Raw genomic sequence first — 311 nt, forward strand, 5'->3', positions numbered from 1 at the left:
GGGTGTACGCACACAGGTTGAGGGCCTCCGAAGCGTTCGACAGAGCCACCACTTCCTCAGGACATGCCGCCCCGATAAACCGCGCGATGCGTTCCCGCCCACCTTCATAGGCCTGGGTGGACTTCAATCCGAGCTGGTGCATAGCCCGCGCAACATTGGCGTTATGACGCGCGTAGTGCTCACTTAGGGCGTCAATGACCACCTGGGGCTTTTGGGAGGTGTTTGCCGAGTCGAGGTACGTCAACGGGTACTCCCCCACTCTGGTCGACAGGATGGGGAAATCTTTTCTGATCTTCTCGACGTCGTAACTC

General features: G+C 58.8%; 1 protein-coding gene. It reads right to left on the bottom strand.

Annotated features, from left to right (window positions below; translation table 11 throughout):
* A partial coding sequence (locus tag FAF44_RS54000) for an aminotransferase class V-fold PLP-dependent enzyme (protein WP_368857809.1) occupies positions 1 to 244 on the bottom strand: 244 nt, incomplete at its 3' end.
* Positions 245 to 311 lie beyond the last annotated feature (67 nt).

It is taken from the genome of Nonomuraea sp. MG754425, from assembly GCF_021699195.1.
In the GTDB taxonomy this organism is placed as follows: domain Bacteria; phylum Actinomycetota; class Actinomycetes; order Streptosporangiales; family Streptosporangiaceae; genus Nonomuraea.